At 52.5% G+C, this 21,221-nt stretch carries 15 protein-coding genes; 5 read left to right on the forward strand and 10 right to left on the reverse strand.

The genetic code is table 11. The features are described from left to right. Positions 1–88: 88 nt before the first annotated feature. The 6 genes from narI to FDX03_RS12835 form a co-directional block, all read right to left on the reverse strand. Positions 89–769 carry a respiratory nitrate reductase subunit gamma gene (narI, locus tag FDX03_RS12810; RefSeq protein ID WP_003020109.1) on the reverse strand — a complete coding sequence of 227 codons (681 nt, stop codon included), beginning with the start codon at positions 767–769 and terminating at the stop codon, positions 89–91. Further along, a complete protein-coding gene (narW, locus tag FDX03_RS12815) occupies positions 766–1,461 on the reverse strand; it encodes a nitrate reductase molybdenum cofactor assembly chaperone (RefSeq protein ID WP_137346008.1) in 696 nt (231 codons plus the stop codon). Before narW ends, narI begins: the two co-directional genes overlap by 4 nt. After that, the gene (gene narH / locus FDX03_RS12820) at positions 1,461–3,005 is read right to left on the reverse strand and encodes a nitrate reductase subunit beta (RefSeq protein WP_061067913.1); all 1,545 of its coding nucleotides are present in this window, start codon (positions 3,003–3,005) and stop codon (positions 1,461–1,463) included. Before narH ends, narW begins: the two co-directional genes overlap by 1 nt. Continuing rightward, positions 3,002–6,742, reverse strand: coding sequence for a nitrate reductase subunit alpha (locus FDX03_RS12825; RefSeq protein ID WP_137346009.1), 3,741 nt, complete (start codon positions 6,740–6,742; stop codon positions 3,002–3,004). Before FDX03_RS12825 ends, narH begins: the two co-directional genes overlap by 4 nt. A 49-nt stretch (positions 6,743–6,791) precedes the next feature. Beyond that, positions 6,792–8,177 (reverse strand): NarK family nitrate/nitrite MFS transporter, encoded by a 1,386-nt coding sequence (locus FDX03_RS12830; protein ID WP_061067911.1) that lies wholly within the window; start codon positions 8,175–8,177, stop codon positions 6,792–6,794. Positions 8,178–8,388: 211 nt separating this feature from the next. Next, positions 8,389–8,967: a TetR family transcriptional regulator gene (locus FDX03_RS12835; RefSeq protein WP_121584650.1), complete on the reverse strand. Its 579-nt coding sequence runs from the start codon at positions 8,965–8,967 to the stop codon at positions 8,389–8,391. A gap of 117 nt (positions 8,968–9,084) precedes the next feature. Between FDX03_RS12835 and FDX03_RS12840 the strand changes: the two genes are divergently transcribed. Next, positions 9,085–10,572, forward strand: a complete 1,488-nt coding sequence (locus FDX03_RS12840) for an MFS transporter (protein ID WP_061067910.1) — start codon at positions 9,085–9,087, stop codon at positions 10,570–10,572. Here the strand turns inward: FDX03_RS12840 and FDX03_RS12845 are convergent, their stop codons facing one another. The 3 genes from FDX03_RS12845 to yddG all read right to left on the reverse strand — a co-directional run bounded on the left by FDX03_RS12845 (position 10,573) and on the right by yddG (position 13,516). Next, a complete protein-coding gene (locus FDX03_RS12845) occupies positions 10,573–10,953 on the reverse strand; it encodes a GFA family protein (protein ID WP_086523677.1) in 381 nt (126 codons plus the stop codon). It lies immediately after the preceding gene. A gap of 143 nt (positions 10,954–11,096) precedes the next feature. After that, positions 11,097–12,176 carry a porin OmpD gene (ompD, locus tag FDX03_RS12850; RefSeq protein WP_115602040.1) on the reverse strand — a complete coding sequence of 360 codons (1,080 nt, stop codon included), beginning with the start codon at positions 12,174–12,176 and terminating at the stop codon, positions 11,097–11,099. A 458-nt stretch (positions 12,177–12,634) separates the two neighbouring features. After that, on the reverse strand, positions 12,635–13,516 hold the full coding sequence (gene yddG / locus FDX03_RS12855; protein ID WP_048211643.1) for an aromatic amino acid efflux DMT transporter YddG: 882 nt from the start codon (positions 13,514–13,516) through the stop codon (positions 12,635–12,637). A 286-nt stretch (positions 13,517–13,802) separates the two neighbouring features. On the opposite strand from yddG, the gene fdnG reads away from it, so the two are divergent. The 4 genes from fdnG (at position 13,803) to FDX03_RS12875 (ending at position 19,127) form a co-directional block, all read left to right on the forward strand. After that, positions 13,803–16,850, forward strand: coding sequence for a formate dehydrogenase-N subunit alpha (gene fdnG, locus FDX03_RS12860; protein WP_105242173.1), 3,048 nt, complete (start codon positions 13,803–13,805; stop codon positions 16,848–16,850). 12 nt (positions 16,851–16,862) lie between these two features. Then, on the forward strand, positions 16,863–17,747 hold the full coding sequence (gene fdnH / locus FDX03_RS12865) for a formate dehydrogenase N subunit beta (protein WP_048211646.1): 885 nt from the start codon (positions 16,863–16,865) through the stop codon (positions 17,745–17,747). Continuing rightward, on the forward strand, positions 17,740–18,396 hold the full coding sequence (fdnI, locus tag FDX03_RS12870) for a formate dehydrogenase-N subunit gamma (RefSeq protein WP_137346010.1): 657 nt from the start codon (positions 17,740–17,742) through the stop codon (positions 18,394–18,396). The genes fdnH and fdnI overlap by 8 nt, the downstream gene beginning before the upstream one ends. A 128-nt stretch (positions 18,397–18,524) precedes the next feature. Then, a complete protein-coding gene (locus FDX03_RS12875) occupies positions 18,525–19,127 on the forward strand; it encodes an inorganic diphosphatase (protein WP_061067907.1) in 603 nt (200 codons plus the stop codon). A gap of 79 nt (positions 19,128–19,206) precedes the next feature. On the opposite strand, the gene FDX03_RS12880 is transcribed toward FDX03_RS12875, so the two are convergent. Continuing rightward, positions 19,207–20,922, reverse strand: a complete 1,716-nt coding sequence (locus FDX03_RS12880; RefSeq protein ID WP_137346011.1) for an ABC-F family ATP-binding cassette domain-containing protein — start codon at positions 20,920–20,922, stop codon at positions 19,207–19,209. Positions 20,923–21,221 lie beyond the last annotated feature (299 nt).

A 21,221-nucleotide genomic window follows, 5' to 3' on the forward strand; every position in this document is an offset into this window, starting at 1 on the left:
TCCTGGAATGGAGAAGCATCATAACGTACAAGAAGCGGGATAGCGATGTTGCCCGGTAAGCGCACGCGCTACCGGGCAGCAGAGGAAATTAGCGGCGCGAACGCACTATCTGATAACGGCGGGTAAAGTACTCAAACGGCGCACTCCACACGTGAACCAGGCGGGTGAACGGGAACAGCAGGAAAATGGTCATCCCCAGCACCAGATGCACACGGAAAATCCACGCCACGCCATCCAGATGCGCAGACGCACCGCCCTGGAAGGTCACCACCGACTGCGCCCAACCCACCAGTTTTAGCATTTCACTGCCGTCAGGATGCTGTGCAGAGAACGGGATAGTGGTTAAACCGAGGATGCATTGAATCAGCAGAACGCAGAGGATCAGAATATCGGCGGTCGAGGAGGTTGCGCGAATGCGCGGATTAGTCAGTCGGCGCACCAGCAGGCCCGCGCCACCTACCAGTGTCAGCACGCCACAAAGCCCGCCGGCAATCATCGCCATCTGCTGTTTTACCGCAATCGGCAGAAACCAGGCATACATCCAGTGCGGCGTTAACATGCCAAACAGGTGACCGAAAAATATCCCCAGAATGCCGATATGGAATAAGTTTGACCACAACACCATACCGCGTTTGTCCAGCATCTGGCTGGAAGAGGCGCGCCATGTGTATTGCCCGTAGTCGTAGCGTAGCCAACTGCCGAGGATAAACACCGTACCGCACAGGTACGGATAGATATCGTAAAAAAAGACGTTCAGGTACTGTATCATTTCGGGCCTCCCGCGCTGACGTCGACATACTGAGGTGCCACGTTCTGGCTAAAGCGTCGTTGATAGTTTTGTAACGGTGAACTGTCACAGGTGGTGGCGTTATCCTCGATAAACTTCACCTGTTCCTCCTCCCAGACTGCATCCAGCGCCTGACGGGTATCGTCGCGGGTTTCCGCGCCAACCTGTTTAGTGACACTGTCACTCGAAAGAGGACTTCCGGCAAGCTGCAACAGGGCATCAAACAGTTGATACCACGGCGTATCGCGCTGTTTTAAGCGCCCGCCAAGCAACGCCAGAATCGGTGCGACGTTCTGCAGTCCTTCTTTGGCCTCCGCTTCCGGTAACACGCTTAAGTACTCAAGATATAAAGGCAGGTGATCCGGCAGTTCGCGACAGTTTAGCTGCAGCCCGACCTTTTCATACTGCGCCAACAGATCGACCATCGCCTGACCACGGTCGCGGGACTCGGCGTGCACGTGTTCAAACAACAGCAGAGAGGTGGCCCGGCCCCGGTCAAAGGTTTCGCACCATTCAGCTTGTTTATCCAGTAACGGCGCATTGAGCAGTTCCTGGCTAAAATCGCTCAGCATTGGAGCATCGCTGGCCACAAGCGCCAGCGCGTCGTCTTTACACTCCCACAGCAGTTCGTCGGGATATTCCATCAGCAGACCGATAACCTTGAGGATTTGCATTATTGACCCTCCGCTTTATCGCGTACTTCGGTGATATCGATAGCGTCAATGCGGCTACTGTTAAACAGATTGAACTTAGTGTCCGAGCCGTGACAGCCGTCGCCGAAGGTAAAGCCGCAGCCGTTTTTCTCCGGGAAGGCATCACGCGCCATTTCACGATGGCTGGTTGGGATCACAAAGCGGTCTTCATAGTTGGCGATGGCCAGATAGCGGTACATCTCCTCAACCTGTTCAACGCTCAGACCCACTTCCTCAATCGCGCGAGTATCCGTAACACCTTCTACGGTTTGCGAACGCATATAGTGGCGCATCGCCATCATCCGTTTCAGGGCGCGCAGTACCGGGCCGGTATCGCCCGCGCTAAGCATATTGGCGAGGTACTGTACCGGAATGCGCAGCGACTCAACCGCAGGCAAAATGTTGCCATTGTGCGGCAGTCCGCCCGCGTCGGCGACTGACTGAATCGGTGACAACGGCGGCACGTACCAGACCATCGGCAGGGTGCGGTATTCCGGATGCAGTGGTAGCGCCAGCTTCCAGTCCATCGCCATTTTGTAAACCGGTGAACGTTGGGCCGCTTCGATGACGTTGTGCGGAATACCCTGTTTAAGCGCCTCTTCAATCACCGCCGGATCGTGCGGGTTAAGGAACACATCGCACTGACGCTCGTAGAGATCGGTTTCATGCTCGGTGCTCGCTGCTTCCTCGATACGGTCGGCGTCGTACAGCAATACCCCGAGATAACGGATACGCCCAACGCAGGTTTCTGAACACACCGTCGGCTGGCCGGACTCAATACGCGGGTAGCAGAAAATGCACTTCTCTGACTTACCGCTCTTCCAGTTAAAGTAGATTTTTTTATACGGACAACCGCTGATGCACAAACGCCAGCCGCGGCACTTATCCTGGTCGATCAGCACAATGCCGTCTTCTTCACGCTTGTAGATAGCACCGCTCGGGCAGGTGGCGACACAGCTTGGATTCAGACAGTGCTCGCACAGGCGCGGTAAATACATCATGAAGGTGTTTTCGAACTGTCCGTACATCTCCTTTTGCATCTTCTCGAAGTTACGGTCGCGGGCCCGTTTTGAGAATTCACCGCCAAGCAGTTCTTCCCAGTTTGGACCCCAGATAATCTTGTCCATCCGTTTCCCATCAATCAGCGAGCGCGGGCGCGCGGTGGGCTGATTCTTGCTCTCCGGCGCGCTATGCAGATGCTGATAATCGTAGGTAAACGGCTCATAGTAGTCATCGATTTGCGGGATCACCGGGTTGGCGAAAATTTTGGTGATCACCCCCATCTTGCCACCCAGACGCGGTCTGATCTTGCCGTTGACATCGCGAACCCAGCCGCCTTGCCACTCTTCCTGATCTTCCCAGTTTTTCGGGTAACCAATGCCCGGCTTGGTCTCGACATTGTTAAACCACGCATATTCCATCCCTTCACGCCCGGTCCAGACGTTTTTACAGGTGACGGAGCAGGTGTGGCAGCCGATGCACTTATCCAGATTCAGAACCATGCCTACCTGTGAGCGTATTTTCATTTTTTCGCCTCCTGTACCTGATCGCGACCTTCATCATCCAGCCAGTTAATGTTTTTCATTTTTCTAATCATGATGAACTCATCGCGGTTAGAGCCGACCGTCCCGTAATAGTTGAAGCTGTATGCCAGTTGCGCATAGCCGCCGATCATGTGCGTGGGTTTCGGGCAGACGCGGGTGACCGAGTTGTGGATCCCGCCACGCATCCCGGTGACTTCGGAGCCGGGGATGTTCATGATTCGCTCCTGAGCGTGATACATCATGGTCATTCCCGGCGGCACGCGTTGACTCACCACTGCACGCGCGGTGAGCGCGCCGTTGGCATTGAAAGCTTCGATCCAGTCGTTGTCTTCAATACCTAACTCCTTAGCATCAGTTTCACTGATCCAGACAATCGGCCCGCCACGCGACAGCGTCAGCATCAGCAGGTTTTCACTGTAGGTAGAGTGGATCCCCCATTTCTGGTGCGGCGTCAGGAAGTTGAGGGCTTTTTCCGGGAAGCCGTTAGGCGGAACCTCGCGCATTTCACTGACGCTGCGGGTATCGATAGGCGGACGATAAGCCACCAGACTTTCCCCGAACGCTCGCATCCACGCGTGATCCTGATACAGCTGTTGGCGACCGGACAGAGTGCGCCATGGGATCAGTTCGTGGACGTTGGTATAGCCTGCGTTATAGGAGACATGTTCGCTTTCAAGGCCGGACCAGGTCGGACTGGAGATGATTTTGCGCGGCTGCGCCTGGATATCACGAAAACGAATCTTTTCGTCTTCTTTGTTCAACGCCAGATGCGTATGGTCGCGACCGGTCATCGCCCCCAGCGCTTCCCACGCCTTCACCGCCACCTGACCGTTGGTTTCCGGCGCCAGGGCGAGGATCACCTCAGAGGCATCCAGCGCGGTATCAATCAGCGGTCGGCCTTTTGCCGGGCCTTCGCGTTTGGTGTAGTTCAGCTTGCCGAGGAAATCGACCTCCGCCTGGGTATTCCACGCAATGCCTTTCCCGCCGTTGCCGAGTTTGTCCATGAGTGGACCGAGCGAAGTGAAACGTTCCCAGGTGGCGGGGTAATCACGTTCCACAACGGCAATATTCGGCGCTGTTTTACCCGGCAGGAGATCGCATTCGCCTTTGCGCCAGTCCAGAATGTCAAACGGCTGCGCCAGCTCTGCCGGGGAGTCGTGTTGCAGCGGTTGTAATACAACATCCGTCTCTTGCCCAAGGTGCCCCACACATACCTCGGAGAACACTTTGGCGATGCCTTTATAAATTTCCCAGTCGCTTTTTGACTCCCAGGCAGGATCGACTGCAGCCGACAGCGGGTGAATAAACGGATGCATATCCGAGGTATTCATATCGTCTTTTTCATACCAGGTGGCGGTAGGTAACACGATATCGGAGAACAGACACGTACTGGACATACGGAAGTCGAGCGTCACCAGCAGATCGAGCTTGCCCTCAATCGCCGCCGACTGCCATTCAACCTCTTCTGGTTTAATACCGTCGCTTGAACCGAGCGCTTCTCCCTGGATCCCGCTTTCGGTACCCAGCAGATATTTGAGCATGTATTCATGCCCTTTACCGGAGGAGCCGAGCAGGTTAGAGCGCCAGACGAACAGGTTGCGTGGATGGTTTTTGCCGCTATCCGGCTGCTCGCAGGCAAAACGAATATCACCCGATTTCAGCGCTTGCGCGGTGTATTCCACCGGAGACATTCCCGCTTGTTCTGCCTTTGCTTTGACAGTCAGTGGGTTGAGATTTAGCTGCGGCGCGGACGGTAGCCAGCCCATCCGCTCGGCGCGGACGTTGAAGTCGATCAGATGCCCGGTGAACTTCGACGCGTCGGCCAGCGGAGAGAGGAGTTCCTGAGCGGTGAGTTTTTCATAGCGCCACTGGCTGGAGTGGTTGTAGAAAAACGAGGTGCTGTTCATCTGACGCGGTGGGCGGTTCCAGTCCAGCGCAAAGGCCAGCGGCAACCAGCCGGTTTGCGGACGCAGTTTCTCCTGACCCACATAGTGCGCCCAGCCGCCGCCGCTTTGTCCCACGCAACCACAGAACACGAGGATGTTAATCATCCCGCGGTAGTTCATGTCCATGTGATACCAGTGGTTAACGCCAGCCCCGAGGATGATCATCGAACGGCCATGCGTTTTGTGCGCGGTATCGGCAAACTCACGGGCGATTTGTTCGATATGACGGCGTGGCACGCCGGTAATTTGCTCACCCCAGGCCGGGGTGTAGGCTTTTACTTCGCTGTAATCTTGTGCGCTATGAACATCATCCAGACCACGGTCGAGGCCGTAATTCGCCAGCACCAGATCATAGACGCTCACCACCGGGCAACGGCTACCATCAGCGAGGGTAAGATGTTTTACCGGTAGTTGACGGATCAGCACCGGTTCTTGTTTTACACTGCGAAAATGTGGGTTTTCGTTGCCGCCAAAATAGGGGAATGCCACACCGGTCACGTCATCATGCTGACCGAGCAGCGAAAGTGAAAGTTCAGTTTCAGCACCAGCCGCCAGGGGTTCCAGGTTCCATTTGCCTTTCTCTCCCCAGCGAAAACCGATAGATCCGTTCGGGACAACCAGTTCGCCAGCGCTGTTAAAGGCTACCGTTTTCCACTCCGGATTGTTGCTTTCGCCGAGACCATCGACAAGGTCTGAGGCGCGTATCATGCGTCCAGGCACGTAGCTGCCATCTTCGCGGGCATCCAGTAAAACCAGCATCGGCATATCGGTATAGCGACGACAGTAATTGAGGAAATAATCGCTGGGATTGTCAAGATGGAACTCTTTCAGGATGACGTGGCCCATCGCCATTGCCAGCGCGCTGTCTGTCCCTTGTTTCGGTGCCAGCCACTGGTCGCACAGTTTGGCGACTTCCGAGTAGTCTGGCGTAATGGCAATCGTCTTGGTGCCTTTGTAGCGTACTTCAGTAAAAAAGTGCGCGTCCGGGGTACGGGTCTGCGGCACGTTAGAGCCCCAGGCGATGATATAGCTGGAGTTATACCAGTCGGCGGATTCAGGAACGTCGGTCTGCTCGCCCCAGGTCATCGGTGACGCGGGCGGTAAGTCGCAGTACCAGTCATAGAAGCTCAGACAGGTTCCGCCCAGTAGCGAGAGATAGCGCGTACCTGCGGCATAGGAGACCATCGACATTGCGGGGATGGGAGAGAATCCGGCCACACGATCCGGGCCGTAGGTTTTCACCGTCCAGACGTTGGCAGCAGCAATCAGTTGATTAAGTTCTTTCCAGTTGGAACGGATAAACCCACCGCGCCCGCGTACCTGCTTGTAGCTCTGGCATTTTTGCGGGTCGTTCATAATGGATTCCCAGGCCAGCACCGGATCGGGCTGGCGGGACAGGGCGTCGCGCCACAATTCGATTAAGCGTTTACGCACCAGTGGATATTTCAGGCGGTTAGCGCTGTAGAGATACCACGAGTAACTTGCGCCGCGTGGGCAGCCACGGGGCTCATGATTTGGCAGGTCAGGGCGGGTACGCGGGTAGTCGGTTTGCTGAGTTTCCCAGGTTACCAGCCCGTTTTTGACGTAGATTTTCCAGCTGCATGAGCCGGTACAGTTCACGCCGTGGGTAGAGCGCACAATTTTGTCGAACTGCCAGCGCTGACGATAGCTGTCTTCCCAGTCCCGGTTGGTGTGCATCACTTGCCCGTGCCCCTCGGCAAATGTCTCACCCTTTTGTTTAAAGTAGCGAAAGCGATCTAACAGTTTACTCATGACATAACTCCTGCTTCGAATAACGTTGCCTGCACAGGCCAAAAGATGACTATTTTTTTTGTGATTTCCGGCCGTATACCAGCCAGGTCACCAGTACGCAGACGATGTAGAACACAAGGAATATTTTCATGGCACCTACCGGAGACCCGGTCAGCGCCAGCGATGAACCAAACGCTTTCGGGATAAAGAAGCCCCCGACAGCGCCAATTGCGGAGATAAAACCCAGTGCGGCTGCGGTATCGGTTACCGCCTCACGCTGGGCCTGTTCTTCAGTACCACCGTGCAGCTTCACCCGGTAAATGGTGATTTTGCGAAAGATCACCGCAATCATCTGGAAGGTCGAACCGCTGCCCAGTCCTGCGGTCAGGAACAAGCCCATAAACACCAGATAGAAGGCAACAAAACTTCCTTCTCCGGAGCCGGGAAGGGTAAGAAACAGCAGGGCACTAAACAGCGCCATAAAGATGAAGTTGATTAACGTGACGCGCACGCCGCCGAACTTGTCAGAGATCACGCCGCCAGCTGAACGCGCAAGCGCGCCGATGAACGGGCCGAAGAACGCCAGTTGCAGAATGTTCACGTCAGGGAACTGTGTTTTCGCCAGCATGGCAAAGCCGGCCGAGAAACCGATAAATGAACCGAAGGTGGCGAGATACAGCAGGCTTAGCAGCCACAGATGAAAGCGTTTGAGGACCGGTAGTTGAGAGGCGATTGAGGCCTTCGAACTGGCGATGTCATTCATTCCCACGCCCGCAGCCAGCGTTGAGAGCAGCAGCAGCGGAACCCAAATCCATGCGGCGTTTGCCAGTGACAGTAAAGAACCGTCAGGCTGCGGCACGCCTTGTACCCCTAAAAAGGTAAATAGGGGCAGGAAAATGACTAACGGCGCGATTAACTGCATCACGCTGACACCAAGGTTACCGAGCCCGCCGTTAACACCTAGCGCACTGCCTTGCTTCGCTTTCGGGAAGAAAAAGCTGATATTACCCATGCTGGAGGCAAAGTTAGCGCCAGCAAAACCACACATCAGCGCAATAATAATAAATACGCCAAACGGAGTAGCGGTATTTTGCACGGCAAATCCGAGCCAGAGGCAGGGAATGACCAGAATAATGGTGCTAAAAATGGTCCAACGGCGTCCACCAAATATAGGTACCATAAAGGAGTAGGGGACTCGCAATATTGCGCCTGAAAGAGAAGGCAATGCGGTTAATAAAAACAGTTGGTCGGTGGTGAAATTAAAGCCAATTTTATTCAAATTGACGGCCACAGCACTGAACAACATCCAGACACAGAACGCCAGCAACAGACAACTCACTGATATACATAGGTTTCTTCGGGCAATGTGCTTACCTTTATTTTCCCAAAAGGCGGGGTTCTCCGGTTTCCAGTCAGTTAAAAGATAACGATTATTTTTCTCATTTGATGCTGACATATTATTCTCCATGCACATGCCGTTCATGAAAAAGAAATAAACGCATACAGCGCCGCGCGAGTTCTTTTAGAAACTATTGAAAAGTTTTGGGAATATTGACTGAAAGAATAGATAAAAAAGCGCAATAACGCGGCGCGTCAGAGGAATAACACGTTGCTTAAGTGTTACTAATTGTAAATTGAAAAGGTGTATTGTTAATTCATGTATAACATCAAGTAAATAACTCCAGCGTTATCATGCGATCCAGGTGGCGCTCGAACGCTGGATCGGCCATTTCCTCAATGCCTAATACATAGATACCATCCAGACCGCATACCAACGCAATTAAACGCCAGGCCACATCGGCGGCATCTGGGGTGGATGAAAACTCACCGGCCTTCTGTCCCTGAGTGATAATATTCGCGGTTTCCTCGTGCCACATCCGCATGGTCAGCAGGTAAGCGCTTTTGATTTCCGGATCTTTATCCGCCAGAACTTGTGCTTCACGCCACAGTTTTATATAGGGTTCGAACCCACCGTCTTCACTTCCCAACATGGCATGGAGTCGTTCACGGTAAGTTGCGTTTTCACTGACCAGTTCGGCATCGAGAAGGGTGCGAATCAGGCGGACAAAGGCCTGGGATTTAAGCTCACCGGCAGACGTAAAATGATGATGCAGTTGCCCGGTCGCTACCTGAGCCTCTGTGGCAATACGTCTAACCGTCATGGCGGAAAATCCTTCTTCAAGCGCCACGCGCATTGCCGCCTGCAGGATCACTTCCCGACGTTCATCCCGATTCATATAGCTCATGCTTCCTCCCTATATTCACATTATTGCCAGTTTAACAAAAAGTTGGACATGCGTTCAATTTTCCGTAGGATCGCTAAAGCTGGACATGTGTCCAGTTTCAGTTTTGTAGGGAGTTTTATGTTTCGTCAGTGGTTAACGTTAGTGATTATTGTGCTGGTCTACATCCCTGTTGCGATTGATGCAACGGTGCTGCACGTTGCCGCGCCCACGCTGAGTATGACGCTGGGTGCCAGTGGTAACGAGCTGCTGTGGATCATTGATATCTATTCTCTGGTAATGGCCGGTATGGTGTTACCGATGGGGGCGTTGGGCGATCGCATCGGTTTTAAGCGCTTACTGATACTGGGGGGCGGGCTATTTGGTCTGGCTTCGCTGGCTGCCGCGTTTGCTCACAGTGCCGGCTGGCTAATCGCGACCCGGGCCGTGTTGGCTATTGGTGCGGCGATGATCGTTCCGGCGACGCTGGCAGGTATTCGCGCCACCTTTGCCGAACAACGTCATCGTAATATGGCGCTCGGCGTTTGGGCTGCCGTCGGTTCAGGCGGTGCAGCATTTGGTCCCTTAGTCGGTGGTATGTTGCTGGAGCATTTCTACTGGGGCTCAGTGTTCTTAATCAATGTGCCCATTGTTCTGGTGGTGATGACATTGACCGCACGTTACGTGCCGCGCCAGACTGGACGCCGCGATCAGTCGTTAAATTTTGGCCATGCGATTATGTTGATCGTGGCGATTTTACTGCTGGTTTACAGTGCTAAAACGGCGCTAAAAGGGCATATGGCGACCGGGGTTATCGTATTGACGCTGTTAACAGGAGCAGTGCTGCTGTGGAAATTTGTTCGTATTCAGCTCGCGGCCTCACGTCCGATGATTGATATGCGGTTGTTCACCCATCGCATTATCTTAAGCGGCGTGGTAATGGCGATGACTGCGATGATCACCCTGGTGGGATTTGAGCTGTTGATGGCCCAGGAATTACAGTTTGTTCACGGTTTAACGCCGTATCAGGCGGGACTGTTTATGCTACCCGTCATGCTGGCGAGTGGCTTCAGCGGCCCGATTGCCGGTATGTTGGTTTCACGGCTGGGATTGCGCTGCGTGGCAACGGCAGGTATGGCGTTGAGTGCGGTCAGTTTCTACGGTCTGGCAATGACGGATTTCAGCACTCAGCAGATCCAGGCCTGGATATTAATGGCGTTACTGGGGTTCAGTGCCGCCAGTGCGCTACTGGCCTCAACGGCGGCCATTATGGCGGCAGCCCCGGCTGAAAAAGCCGCTGCGGCGGGGGCTATCGAAACCATGGCCTATGAATTGGGGGCCGGTCTTGGGATCGCGATTTTTGGTCTCTTGCTAAGCCGTAGTTTTTCCGCATCGATTCTACCGCCTGCCGGCCTCAGTGCGCAGGATCTGGAACGTGCTTCATCGTCAATGGGTGAAGCGGTGCAATTAGCTCATTCTCTTTCGCCGTCTCTTAGCGACGCGTTGCTTGCAGCTGCCAGAGAAGCATTTACCTGGTCGCACAGCGTGGCGTTGAGCAGCGCTGGCAGCATGCTTATCGTATTAGCGGTAGGGATGTGGTTCAGCCTGGCAAAAGTGAACCATCAATAACTAGTGAGCTAAATGACAGGGGTAATCCATCGCTTCGACTTCTTTTCCACTCAGGCGAGCGTATTGCCCCGTCAACCGCCAGAACGCAGGCTGTGTTTCGGTATAGATTTCAGCCGCCAGAATCAGACGGCGGCGATCCACCTCATTCAGCTCCAGCAATGTCCACGGAATAAAGTAGCGGTCGCTATCGGTCAGCGTAAACCACAAGGGGCATCCACAGCCGGAACAGAAGAAACGTTCTCCGCGCGTTGATGAGGGAAAGTGCGAAGGTTCTGCTGAATCAGGGGAAAGTAGTGGATGACCGCTGGCTTCCAGATACATGGCGACACCACCGGACCATTTCTGGCACAGCGTGCAGTGGCAGGCATAGACATCAAGCATTTCGACGTTTACGGTAAAATGACTCTGTCCGCAAAGACAACGACCAGTGAACGTCTGCACGGCATACTCCTTATGACCGAGTCTACATCAAGAGAAAAAGCCAGCCCTGGATGGACTGGCTTTGTATTCAACTTACAACAAAATTAGAACTGGTAGTTCAGACCAACTGCCACGATGTTGTCAGTGCTAACACGTGCGTCAGAAGTGAATTTGTTGTCGTCCAGCAGGTTGATTTTGTAATCAACGAAGGTAGACATGTTTTTGTTGAAGTAGTAGGTCGCACCCAGATCAACGTATTCAACCAGATCCTGGTCGCCGTAAACACCCAGATCTTTACCTTTGGATTTCAGGTAAGCGATGGACGGACGCAGACCGAAGTCGAACTGGTACTGAGCAACAACTTCAAAGTTCTGCGCTTTGTTAGCAATACCGTCTACTTTACCGAACTTGGTCATGTTGCGGGTTTCAGAGTAGGTAGTTGCCAGGTAGATGTTGTTCGCATCATATTTCAGGCCAGCAGCCCATACTTCTGCGTTTTTACCGGAAGCGTAGAATTCGTTGTTGCCATTACGCATCTGGTCATCAGTACGGTCAGATTTCGCATAGGTCGCACCGATGCCGAAGCCTTCGTATTCATAAGTAGAAGACAGACCGAAACCGTCACCGTTCGCTTCAACGTCGCTGCTACGGTCGTTTTTGCCCTGATACTGAGCAGCAAAGTTCAGACCTTCAACCAGACCGAAGAAGTCAGTGTTACGGTAAGTTGCAACGCCGGTAGCACGCTGAGTCATGAAGACGTCAGTCTGGGTCCAGGTATCACCGCCGAATTCCGGCAGGACGTCAGTCCATGCGCCGATGTCGTAGGCTACGCCATAGTTACGACCGTAGTCGAAAGAACCGTATTCAGCGAATTTCAGGCCAGCGAATGCCAGACGGGTTTTGTCTGCTTCGGAACCTTGATCTTCAGAACGGTTGCCTTTGAATTCATATTCCCACTGGCCGAAACCAACCAGTTGGTCGTTGATCTGAGTTTCGCCTTTGAAGCCCAGACGCGCGTAAGTTTTGTCACCATCGCTGCTGGTATCGTCAGAGAAGTAATGCTGAGCGTGAACTTTACCGTACAGATCCAGTTTGTTACCGTCTTTGTTATAAATCTCAGCTGCGTTTACCGCACCCGCTGCCAACAGGGTAGTCACTGCCACTGCAACTAATTTAAGTTTCATTCTAAATAATCCTTATAATTTTTTCTTGGTGTGTTTCCTAAACCATTGCTAAACGAGGCCGTTCATCAATGACGAACTATTTTTAAATGACGATGTGGTATTAGTTCAATAATAAGTTTCATAATATTGCGGAATATTTGAATTTGTGTGATCTAGATCTACATAATACAGCTGATTATATTAATATTAATATGTGACCTTTTGTTGGGATATATTTTCGGCGGGGACTATTGTGCTGGTTATGGTTTACTAATCGTTAGTAACCTATGTAAAATATATACAACCGGAGGGTTATAGGTAAACATATAATATTTTCGGCTGTTGATTAATTACCAGTTACTTAACATTTAATTAAACAAATAAAAACATAATACACAAGCGAAATGTACAATTATTATCCGTTAACTGACCAGAGTGTAGCCGGGTTCTATCTCTATGCCAGAAACCCGGCCTGACTTCTATATCCGACGTGTTGCCAGCCAGCACAGTAGTGAGCCAGCACAGACCATCAGTGCGCCTTGCCAGAACGAGAACGACAGCGGGGCGCTGAGCAATACAGCAGCCAGGGCAGAAGAAAGCACTGGGGTGAAATAAGACCCTACTGCCATGACAGTGACATTTCCGTGTAAAATTCCGATATTCCAGGCCGCATAGGCAAATCCTAGTGTTAATGCAGCCGTGAACATCTTAATGGTCACCGGTGTGCTGAAAACCATTTCTGGTTGTGGCGTCATAAAATAGTAGGCCCACAAACTTGCCGCCGTCAGTAAAACAAAAACGGTGATACCGTTAAACCCTTTCGCAAATTTATTAGTGACAGTGCAATACGTTGCCCAGATAAAAGCGCCCAAGAATGCGAGAAAATAACTCAGCGGGCTACTGGCAATGTTGCTGATAATTTCACCTGGATTTAGACCGTTCTCGCCACCTAAAACCCAGCAGACTCCGGTCAATGCGAGAATTAATCCTGGAATAATCATCCAGTTTGTTTTTTGACCATTAAATAATATAGCAAACAAAATCGTCAGACTTGGCCAGAGATAATTGACCATTCCTACTTCTATTGCCTGGTGTCGGGTAGCGGCATAACCTAATGCCAACGCCAGGCAAATTTCATAGCTGACAAAAAGCACGCTACCGGCGATTAAATAACGAACAGGTATTTTTCTAATATTTGGAAATCCGACGGTAAATATCAGCAGCAGGCCGCTTAGCGAGAAGATCATCGCTGCGCCGCCCGCTGGCCCGAGACCTTCGCTTACCCCACGAATCAACCCCACCATCGTGCTCCACAGCACAATGGCGATGAGCCCGATTAACGTTGCTTTTTGTTTTGTCATGCTGTTTGTCTGTCCGTCGTCCTGGCAAAAATGAAGCTGAAATTTATAGCACTTTTACGTCAGCACGGGCTAACTAATTAGCTTTTAGCTAACCCCTTGTGGGTAAACAGGTTACACAAACTGCACTATTTAGTAGCGGAACCGTTTCGTTATTGATTTGACGCAAAAAAAATATGGATATAGCTGTTAGTTTCGTCGCGAAGTTGTACATGTCATCTTTCAGACTGCCGCGCTGGCGCAAGGTGAAAGATGTCTTGTACGAACCCCTGTAAAAAAGAGGAAAGCAATGGACGTCAGCCGCAGACAATTCTTTAAAATCTGCGCGGGCGGTATGGCGGGAACAACAGTGGCCGCACTGGGTTTTGCACCCAAAATGGCACTGGCTCAGGCGCGAAACTACAAACTGTTACGCGCAAAAGAGATCCGAAACACCTGCACATACTGTTCCGTAGGTTGCGGGCTATTAATGTATAGCCTTGGTGATGGAGCAAAAAACGCCAAAGAGTCGATTTATCATATCGAAGGGGATCCGGATCATCCGGTGAGCCGTGGGGCACTTTGTCCTAAGGGCGCAGGATTACTGGATTACGTGCACAGCGAAAGCCGTTTACGCTACCCGGAATATCGCGCTCCCGGTTCCGACAAATGGCAACGCATCAGTTGGGATGAAGCTTTCTCCCGCATAGCAAAACTGATGAAAGCAGACCGTGACGCCAACTTTATTGAGAAGAATGAGCAGGGCGTGACGGTAAACCGCTGGCTTTCAACCGGGATGCTGTGTGCATCTGCGGCGAGTAATGAAACCGGCATGCTGACGCAAAAATTCGTGCGCTCACTCGGCATGCTGGCGGTAGACAACCAGGCACGCGTCTGACACGGACCAACGGTAGCAAGTCTTGCTCCAACATTTGGTCGCGGTGCGATGACCAACCACTGGGTTGATATCAAAAACGCTAACGTCGTAATGGTGATGGGCGGTAACGCCGCTGAAGCACATCCGGTGGGATTCCGCTGGGCGATGGAAGCTAAAAACAACAATGATGCTACGCTGATTGTTGTCGATCCCCGTTTTACACGTACAGCGTCGGTGGCGGATATCTATGCGCCGATTCGCTCCGGCACGGACATTACGTTCCTTTCCGGCGTATTGCTGTATCTGATTGAAAATAACAAAATCAATGCTGAATACGTTAAGCACTACACCAACGCCAGCCTGCTGGTGCGGGATGATTTTGCTTTTGAAGACGGTCTGTTCAGCGGTTACGACGCCAAAAAACGTCAATATGATAAGTCGTCCTGGAACTACCAGTTCGATGAAAATGGCTACGCAAAACGTGATGAAACTTTAAGCCATCCCCGTTGCGTGTGGAACCTGCTCAAACAGCACGTTTCCCGTTATACGCCGGATGTGGTGGAAAACATCTGCGGTACGCCGAAAGCCGACTTCCTGAAAGTGTGTGAAGTTCTGGCCTCCACCAGTGCTGCCGATCGTACCACGACCTTCCTGTACGCGCTGGGCTGGACACAACATACCGTTGGGGCGCAGAACATCCGCACCATGGCGATGATCCAGTTGCTGCTCGGTAACATGGGGATGGCCGGTGGCGGCGTAAACGCATTACGCGGTCACTCCAACATTCAGGGCTTAACCGACTTGGGTCTGTTATCAACCAGCCTGCCCGGTTATCTGACGCTGCCGTCAGAAAAGCAGACTGATCTGCAAACCTATCTGGCCGCCAATACACCCAAAGCGACGCTGGCCTCCCAGGTGAACTACTGGGGCAACTATCCGAAGTTCTTCGTCAGTTTGATGAAATCTTTCTACGGCGATGCGGCACAGAAAGAAAACGACTGGGGCTTTGAATGGCTGCCGAAGTGGGATCAGTCCTACGACGTCATCAAATATTTCAACATGATGGATAGCGGGAAAGTTACCGGCTACATCTGTCAGGGCTTTAACCCGGTTGCGTCCTTCCCGGACAAAAACAAAGTAGTACAGAGCCTCAGCAAACTGAAGTATCTGGTGGTTATTGATCCGCTGGTCACAGAAACGTCCACATTCTGGCAAAACCACGGCGAATCCAACGATGTCGATCCGGCGTCGATTCAGACTGAAGTTTTCCGTCTGCCATCCACCTGCTTTGCAGAAGAAGACGGCTCGATTGCTAACTCTGGCCGTTGGCTGCAGTGGCACTGGAAAGGTCAGGATGCACCAGGTGAAGCGCGTAATGACGGCGAAATTCTGGCCGGTATTTACCATCGTCTGCGCGACATGTATCGCACCGAAGGCGGTAAAGCTGTAGAGCCTGTGCTGAAAATGAGCTGGAACTATAAGGTACCGGACGAACCGCATTCCGAGGAAGTGGCCAAAGAGAACAACGGCTATGCGCTGGAAGATCTCTATGATGCCAATGGCGTGCTGGTGGCGAAAAAAGGTCAGTTGCTCAACAGCTTTGCGCTCCTGCGTGACGACGGTACAACGTCATCCTCCTGCTGGATTTATACCGGTAGCTGGACCGAGCAGGGCAACCAGATGGCTAACCGCGATAACGCCGACCCATCAGGTCTGGGTAATACGCTGGGTTGGGCATGGGCATGGCCACTGAACCGTCGAGTACTGTACAACCGCGCTTCGGCAGACCCGCAGGGTAAACCGTGGGATCCGAAACGGATGTTGATCCAGTGGAACGGTACTAAGTGGACCGGTAACGATATCCCTGACTTCAACAACGCCGCACCGGGTAGTGGCACCAATCCGTTTATCATGCAGCCGGAAGGGCTGGGGCGTCTGTTTGCTATCGATAAGCTGGCGGAAGGGCCGTTCCCGGAACACTACGAGCCGATGGAAACGCCGCTGGGTACGAACCCGCTGCACCCGAACGTGATCTCCAACCCGGCAGCGCGTCTGTACGAAGCGGATGCCTTGCGTATGGGGACGAAGCAGGACTTCCCATACGTCGGAACCACCTATCGTCTGACCGAGCATTTCCACACCTGGACCAAACACGCACTGTTAAATGCGATTGCCCAGCCAGAGCAGTTTGTGGAAATCAGCGAAACGCTGGCGTCAGCAAAAGGTATCGGCAACGGCGACTACGTGAAAGTCAGCAGCAAGCGTGGATTTATTCGCGCAGTTGCGGTGGTCACCCGTCGTCTGCAAACCCTGAACGTCAACGGTCAGAAGGTTGAAACCGTAGGGATCCCGATCCACTGGGGCTTTGAAGGAGTCGCGCGTAAAGGATTTATTGCCAACACCCTGACGCCGAACGTCGGTGATGCAAACTCGCAAACGCCGGAATACAAAGCGTTTTTAGTTAACATCGAGAAGGCGTAAGGGGGCGAATATATGTCTATGGAAACGCAGGACATCATCAAAAGGTCCGCAACAAACTCCATCACGCCGCCACCTCAGGCCCGTGATTACAAAGCCGAAGTCGCAAAATTGATCGACGTTTCCACCTGTATAGGCTGTAAAGCCTGTCAGGTGGCCTGCTCAGAGTGGAACGATATCCGCGATGAAGTGGGTCATTGCGTCGGGGTGTATGACAACCCCGCAGATCTCAGCGCCAAGTCCTGGACGGTGATGCGGTTTACCGAAACCGAACAGAACGGCAAGCTGGAATGGTTGATTCGTAAAGACGGCTGTATGCACTGTGAAGATCCGGGCTGCCTGAAGGCATGCCCGTCTGCCGGAGCAATCATCCAGTACGCGAACGGGATTGTTGATTTCCAGTCAGAGCATTGCATTGGTTGCGGGTACTGTATTGCCGGGTGTCCATTTAATATTCCGCGCCTCAATAAAGAGGATAACCGCGTGTATAAATGTACGCTGTGTGTGGATCGCGTCAGCGTCGGGCAGGAACCTGCCTGCGTGAAGACCTGTCCGACCGGGGCAATACATTTCGGCACCAAGCAGGAAATGCTGGAAATGGGCGAGCAGCGTGTGGCAAAACTGAAAGCACGTGGTTATGAACATGCCGGTCTCTACAACCCGGAAGGTGTGGGAGGCACGCACGTCATGTACGTTCTGCATCATGCCAACCAGCCGGAGCTGTATCACGGTCTGCCGAAAGAGCCTAAGATCGATACCTCTATCAATCTGTGGAAAGGGGCGCTGAAACCGCTGGCTGCTGCCGGATTTATCGCTACCTTCGCCGGGCTGATTTACCACTACATTGGTATCGGTCCGAATAAGGAAGTGGACGACGACGAGGAGGATCATCATGAGTAAGTCGAAAATGATTGTGCGCACGAAGTTTATCGACCGCGCCTGTCACTGGACGGTGGTGATCTGCTTCTTCCTGGTGGCGCTGTCGGGGATTTCGTTTTTCTTCCCGACTCTGCAATGGCTGACGCAAACCTTCGGTACGCCGCAGATGGGGCGTATTCTGCACCCGTTCTTCGGCATACTGATCTTCGTTGCGCTGATGTTCATGTTTGTGCGCTTTGTGCACCACAACATCCCGGATAAGAAAGACATCCCGTGGCTGAAAAACATTGTGGAAGTGCTGAAGGGCAATGAACACAAAGTGGCGGATGTGGGCAAATACAACGCCGGACAGAAAATGATGTTCTGGTCGATCATGAGCATGATTTTTGTGCTGCTGGTCACGGGCGTTATTATCTGGCGTCCATACTTTGCGCAGTATTTCCCGATGCAGGTAGTGCGTTACAGCCTGCTGATCCACGCTGCGGCGGGCATTATTCTGATGCACGCTATCCTCATTCATATGTATATGGCATTTTGGGTGAAAGGATCAATTAAAGGCATGGTTGAAGGGAAAGTGAGCCGTCGCTGGGCGAAGAAGCATCACCCGCGCTGGTATCGCGATGTTGAAAAGCTGGAAGCAAAGAAAGAGAGTGAAGAAGGGGTTAAGTAAACCTGACGCTTTCTGACAACAATGGCGCTGCGGATGTAGCGCCATTTTTTTGCCAAAAAAACGTCATGTTTCTGTCATTTGGTAAACGTAAGGTGTTGTCTTTCCAATAAGAGAAGAGTTAAAAGACAATGCATCTGGTGAAAAAACTACTCGCAGTCAGCGTGTTTCTCTGTGCGTCCGCTCAGGCGCAGAATATCCTCGAATTTCCGCAACCGGAGAATAACCCGGAAGAGTTTTATGCCGTGACTGAAATCCCGGCAGGCGGGATCATAAAATATGAAACCGACGCCAAAACCGGCTTTATCGTTGCCGATCGCTTCCAGTCAATGCCGGTTGCCTATCCGGCAAACTACGGCTCATTGACCCAGTCCCTGGCAGGTGACGGTGACCCGCTGGATGTGATTTTCTATACCCGGGCACCGCTGGCCCCGGGAACGCTGATCAAGTTGCGCGCGATTGGCGTGCTGAAGATGATTGATGGCGGGGAAAAGGACGATAAAATTGTCGCCGTGCCGGCCAGCAAAATTGACCCCACCTATGACGACATCAAAGAGTTGAGCGATTTGCCAAAGATCGAAGTGCAACGACTGGAGTCGTTTTTCCGCGTGTACAAAGAGTTGCCGGAAGGGCGTAAGAAGGTCGAATTAAACGGTTTCAACGACGCAGCTACGGCAAAGCAAGAGATCAAACAGGCCTGGGATGCCTGGAAAGAAAAACAGCCGAAACAGTAAATGAAATGCCGGATGGCAGGCCTACACGCGCATTTTGCTAATGTAGGCCGGATAGGCTTGCGCCATCCGGCAATAAAGATTACTCCAGTTGTGAATTCAGACGCTCAATCTCTTTACGCCATTGCGCCTGCAACAGCGGCTTTTGATGTTTCGGCTTGCGGGCGAGATCGTCGGCCAGACGTTGCTCCAGCTCGAGGAGTTGTTCCAGCAATTCATCGCTGTCACCGCGTATTTCGGCCCTCGCTTCGACCACCGTTTTGGGAATGCTCATCTCCTCAGACGTTTCCCGAATACGATCGTTGATCGCGTCCAGATCGTGCCATTCGCTAAGTTCACCATTATCGATAAACCAGAACCTATTACAGCTTTGGCTGATAAGCTGACGGTCATGGCTGACCAGCAGCACGCCGCCGCTGAAACTTTGTAGCGTCTGCGCCAGCGCTTCTTTACCTTCCATATCCAGATGGTTGGTTGGTTCATCGAGCATCAGCAGGCTGTAGCGCGCAAGCGTAAGCCCGACAAACAGTAGCCTCGAACGCTCTCCACCGCTTAAGGTATTGATCCGCTGCTGATGGCGGACCCACGGGAAGCCCGCACTAATCAGCGCCATCTTGCGAACATCAGGCTGCGGAGCAAACGGTTCGAGCGCATCAAACAACGTGTCGTCATCTGTGAGCTGGTGTAGCGTCTGATCGTAATACCCCAGTGTGACGCGAGAGTGCAACATCAGTGAGCACGATGCCATTTGCGACTGATATTGCTGCCAGATAAGCCGTAGCAGCGATGATTTCCCGCAACCGTTACGCCCGACAATCGCCACGCGATCGCCGCTTTTTAACCGGATACCGGCAATGGAAAACAGTGTATCTGCGTCGGGAGCAGGGGCTACAGACAGATTGGTCATCTCCAGCAAACGATCTGCACGCAGGGCATCACCCTGCAATGTTAGTGTCCACTGACTTCCTGCGGTCACTTCCGTCTGAACATCCTTCAGGCGCTGCACCTGCTTTTCCATCTGCTTTGCTTTGCGGGACAAATCTTCGTTGTCATAGACACGCCCCCAGGTTGCCAGTCGTTTGGCACTGGCGGTAACGCGATCAATCTCCTTTTGTTCCGCCTTATAGCGCAGTGCATCGCTGGCATCTCTCTCAACCAGAGCCTGACGAGCGGCGCTGCATGGAAGATCAAAAGCGTGCAGTGTGCGATCGCGCAGGATCCATGTTCCCTGCGTGACGGCATCAAGCAGTTGTGGATCATGGGACACCACCACGAAGCTGCCAGACCAGTTCTGTAAGAACTGCTCCAGCCATAGCAATGTCGGCAAATCCAGGTGGTTGCCAGGTTCGTCCAGTAGCATCAGGTCAGGGTTTCGCATTAGCGCACGCGCCAGCAGCAGGCGTGTGTGCTGTCCACCGCTCAGAGTTTGCGCAGTGAGATGCAAATTTTCCGGCGTAAAGCCCATTTCGGCAAGCAGTGCTTCAACCCGCCATTGTTGAGCCGCACGCTCATGCTCAGGAAGTTGAGCGAGAACGGCCTCCTGCAGCGTAAGCGGCAGTATATCGTCCGGCAAGTGCTGCTCCACACGGGCGAGGTGGCAGTAATTCGCCTGCGCGATTGCGCCACTGGTGGGGGCGATGGTGCCATCAAGCAGTTTTAACAGCGTGCTTTTTCCGCAGCCGTTGTAGCCGATTAGCCCAATGCGGTCGCCTTTTTTGAGGGTAAATGAGAGATCGTCGAACAGGGTGCCGAATGCCGTATCAACGTGTAAGGATTGTGCGGTTAGTAATGTGCTCATTGTTGCTTACTCAAGAGTTACAGGCGTAAAAACGCCTCGTCAAACATCGCTGACGATAACCCGGTAAGCCCGAGAGAAGGGGATTTAGATGTTAGCTTCGCTCAAGCAGAAGTTATCGCAGCACGATACCGATAACGCTTGAGCACTGGCGATCGCCAAAAGCATGTGAAACGATGAAACGTTCACAGTACAGCATAAGTATCCTCCTTTTATATTTCCGAATGTTAATCGATGGTGAAAGTGTAAACGCAAGCTACTGGATTGCGCAAGTGTTGAACACCCGGCGGCAGAGCACCGCC

Source organism: Citrobacter sp. wls827 (genome assembly GCF_005280875.1).
In the GTDB taxonomy this organism is placed as follows: Bacteria; Pseudomonadota; Gammaproteobacteria; order Enterobacterales; family Enterobacteriaceae; genus Citrobacter; species Citrobacter youngae.

Excerpts from the sequence above, each read along its gene's own strand:
- yddG (WP_048211643.1), bottom strand. The coding sequence starts at position 13,516 with ATGACAAAACAAAAAGCAACGTTAATCGGGCTCATCGCCATTGTGCTG.
- narI (WP_003020109.1), bottom strand. The coding sequence starts at position 769 with ATGATACAGTACCTGAACGTCTTTTTTTACGATATCTATCCGTACCTG.
- ompD (WP_115602040.1), bottom strand. The coding sequence starts at position 12,176 with ATGAAACTTAAATTAGTTGCAGTGGCAGTGACTACCCTGTTGGCAGCG.
- FDX03_RS12835 (WP_121584650.1), bottom strand. The coding sequence starts at position 8,967 with ATGAGCTATATGAATCGGGATGAACGTCGGGAAGTGATCCTGCAGGCG.
- FDX03_RS12845 (WP_086523677.1), bottom strand. The coding sequence starts at position 10,953 with ATGCTTGATGTCTATGCCTGCCACTGCACGCTGTGCCAGAAATGGTCC.
- narW (WP_137346008.1), bottom strand. The coding sequence starts at position 1,461 with ATGCAAATCCTCAAGGTTATCGGTCTGCTGATGGAATATCCCGACGAA.
- FDX03_RS12875 (WP_061067907.1), top strand. The coding sequence starts at position 18,525 with ATGCATCTGGTGAAAAAACTACTCGCAGTCAGCGTGTTTCTCTGTGCG.
- FDX03_RS12880 (WP_137346011.1), bottom strand. The coding sequence starts at position 20,922 with ATGAGCACATTACTAACCGCACAATCCTTACACGTTGATACGGCATTC.
- FDX03_RS12830 (WP_061067911.1), bottom strand. The coding sequence starts at position 8,177 with ATGTCAGCATCAAATGAGAAAAATAATCGTTATCTTTTAACTGACTGG.
- narH (WP_061067913.1), bottom strand. The coding sequence starts at position 3,005 with ATGAAAATACGCTCACAGGTAGGCATGGTTCTGAATCTGGATAAGTGC.
- FDX03_RS12840 (WP_061067910.1), top strand. The coding sequence starts at position 9,085 with ATGTTTCGTCAGTGGTTAACGTTAGTGATTATTGTGCTGGTCTACATC.
- FDX03_RS12825 (WP_137346009.1), bottom strand. The coding sequence starts at position 6,742 with ATGAGTAAACTGTTAGATCGCTTTCGCTACTTTAAACAAAAGGGTGAG.
- fdnH (WP_048211646.1), top strand. The coding sequence starts at position 16,863 with ATGTCTATGGAAACGCAGGACATCATCAAAAGGTCCGCAACAAACTCC.
- fdnI (WP_137346010.1), top strand. The coding sequence starts at position 17,740 with ATGAGTAAGTCGAAAATGATTGTGCGCACGAAGTTTATCGACCGCGCC.